Source organism: Streptomyces sp. NPDC002911 (assembly GCF_053591835.1).
On record NZ_JBSFUO010000084.1, the window covers coordinates 1 to 2,181 of the forward strand.

Genomic DNA, 2,181 nt, shown 5'->3' on the forward strand with positions numbered 1-2,181 from the left:
GCCGACGACGGGGCATCCACATGCAGCGTCTTCGGCAGCACACCGTGCCGCATCGCCTGCACCATCTTGATCACACCCGCCACACCCGCAGTGGCCTGGGTGTGACCGAGGTTCGACTTCACCGAGCCGAGCCACAGCGGCCGGTCCGCCGGACGCCCTTGCCCGTACGTCGCGATCAACGCCTGCGCCTCGATCGGATCACCCAACGACGTACCCGTACCATGCGCCTCCACCGCGTCGACGTCTGTGGCGAGCAACCCCGAGTTGATCAATGCCTGGCGTATGACGCGCCGCTGTGAGGGACCGTTGGGCGCGGTGAGACCGTTGGACGCACCGTCCTGGTTGACCGCACTGCCGCGCACGACCGCCAGGACGTCATGACCGTTGCGCCGCGCGTCCGACAGACGCTCCAGCAGCAGCAGACCCACACCCTCGGCCCACGACGTACCGTCGGCTCCCTCGGCGAACGCCTTGCAACGGGCGTCCGTCGCCAGACCCCTCTGCCGCGAGAAGGCCACGAACGCGCCCGGCGTGGCCATCACTGACACACCACCGGCGAGCGCGAGTGAACACTCGCCGCTGCGCAGCGCCTGAGCTGCCAAGTGGATGGCGACCAACGCGGAGGAACAGGCGGTGTCGATGGAGACGGCGGGGCCCTCGAAGCCGAACGTGTACGAGACACGGCCGGAGGTGACCGCACCGGCGCTGCCCGTCAGGGCGTACCCCTCGGTGCTGGACTCCCCGCCCTCCAGGCTCGGGATGTAGTCCTGGGGCTTGATACCGGCGAAGACACCCACATTGCGGCCCCGCAGCGAGGTCGGGTCGATGCCGGCCCTCTCGAAGACCTCCCAGGAGGTCTCCAGCAGCAGCCGCTGCTGCGGGTCCATCGCCACGGCCTCACGCGGGCTGATGCCGAAGAAGGCCGCGTCGAACTCAGCGGCGTCGGTGACGAAGCCGCCCTCCTTGACGTACGACTTCCCGGGGCGCTCGGGGTCGAGGTCGAACAACCCGTTCACGTCCCAGCCGCGGTCGGTCGGGAACGCCGAGATGCCGTCGGCCCCCCCTGCAACCAGCTCCCACAGGTCCTCGGGCGAGGACACGCCTCCCGGAAGACGGCAGCCCATGGAGACGATCGCGATCGGGTCCGTCTTCTCGGATTCGACCTCGCGCAGCCGCTTGCGCGCCTGGCTGAGATCGGCAAGGGCCCGCTTGAGGTAGTCGCGCAGCTTGTCATCGTTCGTGCTCATCGAAAGTCCTTCTGATCAACAGGTGTGGGGGTCGGCGCCGCTGTCAGGAAGAGCCGAGCTCGTTCTCCGCGAAGCTGAAGAGCTCGTCGTCGGAGGCGGAGTCGAGGTCGAAATCTTCCTCGGCGTCCGCTAGGGCACCGGACGCCGCACACCGGGTCGCCAGGGTTTGCAGTCGTTTGGCTGTCTGGGCCATGGCGTCGTCGTCCAGGGACATACTGCTCAGCGCCGCTTCCAGTCGGTCCAGTTCGGCGAGCACGGACATCGGCGAGACGCCCAGTTGCTCCAACAGGACGTCCGCGAGAGCGGCCGGGGTCGGGTAGTCGAACACTGCCGAGGCAGGGAGCTGGAGCCCCGTGGCAGCCGTGAGCCGGTTACGCAGCTCCACACCTGTGAGCGAATCGAAGCCGAGGTCCTTGAAGGCACGGTCCGGCGCGATGACATCCCGCCCGCGGCGGCCGCCCAGCACGGTTGCGGCGTCGGCGCTCACCAGGTCGAGCAGAACGCGCTGCCGCTCGGGTTGCGGCATCTTCCCCAGCCGGTCGGCCAGCGACTCCCCGGCCAGGCTGTCGGTACCACCGGCAGTATCGGTGCGGACAGTCCACCGTGGCATGTGGACCAAGCCCCGCAGCACGGGTGGCATCCGGTCGGTGGGCGCCTGCTCGGCGAGAGCGGCGAAGTCGAACTTGACGGGTATCAGTGCCGGTTCACCGGAACTGATCGCGACATCGAACAGTCCCATGCCCTCCTCGACGGACAAAGGACGAATCCCACCACGGCTCATACGAGCCTGGTCGGACTCACCGAGCGAACCCGTCATCGCACTCGACTCACCCCACAGACCCCACGCCAGCGACACAGCGGGCAGACCCTGCCCCCGACGCCACTGAGCGAAAGCGTCCAAGAACGCGTTCGCCGCCGAATAATTGCCCTGCCC

At 68.2% G+C, this 2,181-nt stretch carries 2 protein-coding genes; both read right to left on the bottom strand.

Annotated elements, in window-relative coordinates:
* Nucleotides 1–1,247: beta-ketoacyl synthase N-terminal-like domain-containing protein (locus ACWD04_RS33930; RefSeq protein WP_451137573.1), on the bottom strand; the 1,247-nt coding region annotated here is incomplete at its 3' end.
* Between the two features lie 43 nt (nucleotides 1,248–1,290).
* The coding region (locus ACWD04_RS33935; protein WP_451137574.1) for a beta-ketoacyl reductase at nucleotides 1,291–2,181 on the bottom strand (891 nt) is incomplete at its 5' end.